This is a genomic window from Bradyrhizobium sp. SHOUNA76 (assembly GCF_023006445.1).
Classification (GTDB): Bacteria; Pseudomonadota; Alphaproteobacteria; order Rhizobiales; family Xanthobacteraceae; genus Bradyrhizobium.
Genome location: NZ_JALBHA010000429.1, coordinates 1 through 5,677 on the forward strand (window position 1 = coordinate 1; position 5,677 = coordinate 5,677).

The 5,677-nt window shown below is 65.8% G+C and carries 5 protein-coding genes and 1 pseudogene; 1 reads left to right on the forward strand and 5 read right to left on the reverse strand.

The window, feature by feature from the left end:
- Positions 1 to 693, forward strand: a pseudogene (locus tag MOV74_RS29780) (adenylate/guanylate cyclase domain-containing protein); the annotation flags it as partial.
- 288 nt (positions 694 to 981) lie between these two features.
- Here the strand turns inward: MOV74_RS29780 and MOV74_RS29785 are convergent.
- From MOV74_RS29785 to MOV74_RS29805, 5 genes are all read right to left on the reverse strand, one after another.
- Complete coding sequence (locus MOV74_RS29785; protein WP_246930270.1) at positions 982 to 1,482, reverse strand: RNA pyrophosphohydrolase; 501 nt, start codon at positions 1,480 to 1,482, stop codon at positions 982 to 984.
- Positions 1,483 to 1,586: 104 nt separating this feature from the next.
- Positions 1,587 to 2,093 (reverse strand): RNA pyrophosphohydrolase, encoded by a 507-nt coding sequence (locus MOV74_RS29790; RefSeq protein WP_246930272.1) that lies wholly within the window; start codon positions 2,091 to 2,093, stop codon positions 1,587 to 1,589.
- A 76-nt stretch (positions 2,094 to 2,169) separates the two neighbouring features.
- Complete coding sequence (locus MOV74_RS29795; RefSeq protein WP_246930274.1) at positions 2,170 to 3,399, reverse strand: divergent polysaccharide deacetylase family protein; 1,230 nt, start codon at positions 3,397 to 3,399, stop codon at positions 2,170 to 2,172.
- Between the two features lie 145 nt (positions 3,400 to 3,544).
- Positions 3,545 to 4,903: a S41 family peptidase gene (locus MOV74_RS29800; RefSeq protein ID WP_246930276.1), complete on the reverse strand. Its 1,359-nt coding sequence runs from the start codon at positions 4,901 to 4,903 to the stop codon at positions 3,545 to 3,547.
- A partial coding sequence (locus MOV74_RS29805; protein ID WP_246930277.1) for a murein hydrolase activator EnvC occupies positions 4,900 to 5,677 on the reverse strand: 778 nt, incomplete at its 5' end. The genes MOV74_RS29800 and MOV74_RS29805, both read right to left, overlap by 4 nt.

Consider the following 5,677-nt stretch of genomic DNA (forward strand, 5'->3'; position numbering starts at 1 on the left):
CTGAACCAGCCGAACGAGGAGGCCGCGCGCAACGGCGCGCTCGAGCAGTGCCAGAAGCGCGCCGATGCCTCGCAATCACCGCGACGCTGCGAGCTCTATGCGGTCGGCAACATTGTCGTCTACACCCACGGCAAGCCGCCGATGCCGCCGCAGCCCTGGGTGCGGCATGACGCCATGACCGAGCGGGCGTTCGCATCGAAGGACTTTCCGATCGTGCGCGAACCGCAGAAGGTCCGGCTCGAGAACATGTTCGTGCCGGCGGCGAAATCGCGCTCGGTCGCGCTTGGGCCGGGCGGACAATATTTCATGGTGCTCGGCGCCTCGTCCGCCGACGACGCCGCGCGCCGCTCCCTGGAATCATGCGGCGCGATCGCCGGCGTGGCCTGCCTCGTGGTCGCGGTCGACGACAATTTCGTCGTGCCGATCCCGACCCTGTTCAGGATCACCGGCTTCTTCAATGCGGCCTCCAATGCCTCGATCGTGGCCGATGCGCGCGGCGAGGTGGTGCGCAAGCTCGCCGACGCCATGGGCTGGAATGCGATTGCCGTCGGCACTGCCGGCCGGCCGGGCCTCGGCCTCAAGGCCGCCGACGAGCAGACCGCCGTCAACTCCGCGCTCGCCGACTGCGCCAAGCGCGACAGCGATTGCCACGTCCTCGCCATCGGTCCGTTCACGGTGGGACCGATCAATTAGCCTGGAATGTGCTTAGGTTGAATCAAGCGGCTGCGGGCTCGGTGCACCTCTCCCGCCTGCGGGAGAGGTCGGCGCAACGCGCCGGGTGAGGGCTCTCTCCTCTTGGGGGGTCTCGGTTGCGGGGATACCCTCTCCCCAACCCTCCCCCGCAAGCGGGGGAGGGAGCGCAGCGGAGCAAGCGGTGGCAGTCTTGCTGGCGAGAACGGTGCCTCACGCGCAAATCTCCGGCGGAAATTCTCCAACGACTTCAAACCCCGTTCTACTGTGCATGGGGTTGTTTTCGCGGTTTCAGTTTGCGAAGACCGCAAACCGCTCGGCGACCGCGTGATAAACCTCACGCCGAAACGGCACCACGACGTCGGCGACGCGGTCGAGGCGCTCCCAGCGCCAGGCGTCGAACTCTGCGGGCTGGCCGTTGCGCGGTGTCAGCGGGTCGACCTCGTCGTCGCGGCCGGTGAAGCGCAGCGCGAACCATTTTTGCCGCTGGCCGCGAAACTTCGCCAGCCGGTGCGTCTGCGGGCCGTCGTAAGGAGGGAATTCGTAGGTCAACCAGTCGGTCTCGCCGAGATAGTCCGCGCTGACGACGCTGGTCTCCTCCCAGAGCTCGCGCATCGCGGCATCGCGTAAGTTCTCGCCCTCATCGACGCCGCCCTGCGGCATCTGCCAGTCGAGCCCCGGCAGGATGATCTCGGGCCCATCACCCTTGAAGCGGTGGCCGATCAGCACGCGGCCATCGGCATTGAAGAGGGCGATGCCCACATTGGGGCGGTAGGGCTTTTCATTCGACATGCGGTTGCTTCTTTGATCGTCATTGCGGGATGGTCCGAAGGACCAGACCCGGAATCTCGTCATTCCGGGTTCGTGCTTCGCACGCCCCGGAATGACGATGCAAATCATTCATCCGCCAGCGCGGAAAATTCCTGCACCACGCGCTCATAGACCGGGCGCTTGAAGGGAATGATCAGCCCGGTCAGATTGTGCATCGGCTCCCAGCGCCAGTTTACGAACTCGGCCTTGTGGCCGCCGCCGCCGGGCTTTTCGACGTTGATCTCGCTGTCCTTGCCGGTGAAGCGCACCGCGTACCATTTCTGCCGCTGGCCACGGTAGCGGCCCTTCCAGGCGCGCCCGGCCACCGTGCGAGGAATGTCGTAAGTGAGCCAGTCCGGGACCTCGCCGAGCCGCTCGACCGAACGCACGCTGGTCTCTTCATAGAGTTCGCGCTTGGCGGCCTCCCAGGTGTCCTCGCCGGGATCGACGCCGCCCTGCGGCATCTGCCAGACATGGGTGTCGTCGACATGTTCGATGCCGCCGGCGCGGCGGCCGATGAACACCAGGCCTTTCGTGTTGATCAGCATCACTCCGACGCAGGTCCGGTAGGGCAGATCCTCGTAACGCGCCATTCCGCCAGACCTCTCGCATGCTGTTGGTAGGGCGCGAATGGCCCCGCGAGGACCCGTGCCGTACCAATCCGTTGATTTAGCTGGATTTTGATTTCAGCATCGCGGTTGTCAATGGCACCAAAAGAATACCCCGGTCGCCCAATGTCTTGGTCCATGCGCCGATGCGGTCGATCGAGACGGGCAGGGCGGAGGCGGTGCCGACAGCCGCGCCGCGCTCGCGTGCCGCCGATTCGAGCTTGTTCAGGGCGCGGTCGATCTCGGTCGGGGTCGGCACCACGTCGATCGCGATGTCGCCCTTGCCGAACGGCATGGCCTGGTTCGCCGCGGCCTGTGGCGCGATGCTGCGCGGCGAGGAGCCGTCATCGAAGAAGCCGAGGCCGCGCTTGGCCGCCTCGCGGATGATCGGCTGCATCGCCGGCTCCGTCGCGATGAAGCGGGTGCCCATGAAATTGGTGAGGCCGGCATAACCTTGCATCCGGCTCAAGTGCCAATACAGGCGGTCCATGTTCTGGTCGGCGCTGAGCGAGGTCAGCAGTGTCTGCGGCCCGGGATCGTTGTCGGGGAAATCGTAGGGCTCCATCGGGATCTGCAGGAAGATCTCGTGGCGCTGCGCGCGGGCCCGCTCGGCGAGCTTGCCGGGATCGGCGCCGTAAGGCGTGAAGGCCAGCGTCACCGCCGGCGGCAGCTTCATGATGGCGTCGGTGGTCTTGGCGGCGCCGACGCCGAGACCGCCGATCACGATGGCGACCACCGGCATCTTGGCGGCCTTGGCGCGGTCGGCATCCGCCGCGTAGACGTTGAACGGCTTCAGCCCGTCGGCGACCACCGGGATCATGCCGTAGCGCGACTTCTCCAGCAGCTTTGGATTGATCCCGGCCATGACGGGCGGCGGTGCCGACGCTGCGGCGTCGCCTTTGTCGGCGGCCTCGCCGGCGCCGACCACCACGTCGTGGCGCGCGCCGGTGGAGCCGTCGATCATGGTGACGGTCTTCTGCTCGCCGGGAGCGGCCTGCTTCGGCGCTTCGTTGGTCTCGTGCTTGCCCTCTTGCCTGGTTTCGGGCCCATGGCCTGTGGCGGCGGGCTTCTCGTCCGATGCCTTGTCCATCGGCTTGAGCGCGATCCGCGTCATCGGCTCGCCGCCGAGCGGATCCTTGTTGAAGATGGCGAAGCCGGCAAAGGTAACCAGGAACAGTCCGAGCAGGACGGCGAGCAGCTGCATGGCCGTGAAAGGCAGCCGCAGCCGGCGTTTCCGGCGCGGCTTATCCTGTCCGAGCGGGGCGCTCAGATCATCGGCCGTTTCAGTCATGCGCGATCCCGAATCACTGCGAATGACGATACCACGCCGAGGTCAAGCGGCGGCAGGCCGGGATAGGCCGGGGATACCAGGAGTTGCAAGCAAAAAGGGCGGCTCCAGGAGCCGCCCTTTTCGTCAGATCTTACGATGCCAGGACCTAGTTCGCCGCTTTGGGCTTGTCGGTCGTGGCCTTGTTGTCGCCGCCGGGAGTGGGCGCGGCGGAGGCGCTGTTCTTGATGCCGTGGAGCAAATCGTCGGCGAGCTTGAGCGCCTTGTCGTCCTTGGCGTCCGGCGGGACGTAGGACTGCGAGCCGGTCTTCTCGTCGCCGTCGTTCTTGAGATGGCCGCGCAGCGAAGCTTCGCCCTTGGTGTCGGTGCGCGACTTCAGCTCGTCCGGCACGTCCTGCAGCACTTCGATGTCGGGCACGATGCCCTTGGCCTGGATCGACTTGCCCGACGGCGTGTAATAGCGCGCGGTGGTCAGACGCAGCGCACCGTTGCCGCTTCCGAGCGGAATGATGGTCTGCACCGAACCCTTGCCGAACGAGCGGGTGCCGACGATGGTCGCGCGCTTGTGGTCCTGCAGCGCGCCGGCGACGATTTCCGACGCCGAAGCCGAGCCGCCATTGACCAGCACGATGACCGGCTTGCCCTTGGTGAGGTCGCCCGAATGCGCGGTGCGGCGCTGGGTTTCCTCGGCGTTGCGGCCGCGGGTCGACACGATCTCGCCCTTCTCCAGGAACGAGTCGGAGACGGTGACCGCTTCCTCGAGCAGGCCGCCCGGATTGTTGCGGAGGTCAATGACGTAGCCCTTGAGCTTGTCGCCGATCTGATTCGAGAGGTTGGCGACCTCGCGCTTCAGGCCTTCGGTGGTCTGCTCGTTGAAAGTGGTGATGCGGATATAGGCGATGTCGTCCTGCTCGACACGCGCGCGCACCGAGCGGACGCGGATGTTGTCGCGCACCAGAGTGACGTCGATCGGATTGTCCTGGCCCTTGCGGATGATCTTGAGCTTGATCTTGGTGTTGACCGGGCCGCGCATCTTCTCGACCGCCTGGTTCAGGGTCAGGCCCTGCACCGCCTCGTCGTCGAGATTGGTGATGATGTCGTTGGCCATGACACCGGCGCGCGAAGCCGGCGTGTCGTCGATCGGCGAGACCACCTTGATCAGGCCGTCTTCCATCGTGACCTCGATGCCGAGGCCGCCGAACTCACCGCGGGTCTGCACCTGCATGTCGCGGAAGCTCTTGGCGTCCATGTAGCTCGAATGCGGATCGAGGCCGGTGAGCATGCCGCTGATGGCGGATTCGATCAGCTTGGTGTCGTCGGGCTTCTCGACATAGTCGGAGCGCACGCGCTCGAAGACGTCGCCGAACAGATTGAGCTGGCGATAGGTGTCCGCGGTGGCAGCTCGCGCGCTCGAGCCCATGAACACCGCGCGCGGCTGCGTCACGAACAGCGTCAGCGCCGCACCGGTGGCTGCGCTGAGGAGGATTACTGAAGTCTTGCGCATCATCCGCGAACCTTCTCGCCTTCATTTGCGGCCCACCATGGGCCTGGATCGATTGGAGTGCCGTCCTTACGGAACTCGACATACAGCACAGGTTGACTCGCGTTCGTCGCGAGAATGGAAGCGACCTGAGAGGTCGACCCCATGGTCGCGACCGGCTCCCCCGTGAGCACAAACTGTCCGATGTTGACCGAAATGCGCTCCATCCCGGCGATCAGGACATGATACCCGCCCCCGGCGTTTAGGATCAAGAGTTGTCCATAGCTGCGGAACGGGCCGGAATAGACCACCCAGCCGTCACAGGGCGTCGTGACCTGGGAGCCGGGCTTGGTCGCCAGCGAAATACCCTTCTGGACCCCGCCGACCCCGTCGGAACCGCCAAAATCCCTGATCTTGTTACCGTTAACCGGAAGAGGCAGCAGACCCCTGGCCGAGGCAAAGGCAATCGCCGGCGTGGTCCGGGACCGGTCCTTGAATGCGCCCGGGCCGGATTTGGCGCTGGCGGCCGCCTTGGCCTCGGCGAGCTTTGCCGCCTCGGCGGCCTTCTCGGCAGCCTTGGCGGCGCTTTGCAGGTCCTGCTCCATCTTGGTGATCAGCCCCTGGAGATCCCCGACCTGCTTTGAAAGCATGATCGCGCGCGAATTCTCGGCGTCGAGATCCTTTTCGCGCCCCGCCTGCTGGCGCTGTCGCTCGTCGACGAGCGCGGTGAGCCGGGTCTGGTCGCTGCGGACCCGGTCGCGGTCAGAGGCGAGCTGGTCGCGCTCGGTGGCGATGGACTTG

Coding starts and splice junctions, on each gene's coding strand:
- MOV74_RS29785 (WP_246930270.1), bottom strand. CDS start 1,482: ATGTCGAATGAAAAGCCCTACCGCCCCAATGTGGGCATCGCCCTCTTC.
- MOV74_RS29790 (WP_246930272.1), bottom strand. CDS start 2,093: ATGGCGCGTTACGAGGATCTGCCCTACCGGACCTGCGTCGGAGTGATG.
- MOV74_RS29795 (WP_246930274.1), bottom strand. CDS start 3,399: ATGACTGAAACGGCCGATGATCTGAGCGCCCCGCTCGGACAGGATAAG.
- MOV74_RS29800 (WP_246930276.1), bottom strand. CDS start 4,903: ATGATGCGCAAGACTTCAGTAATCCTCCTCAGCGCAGCCACCGGTGCG.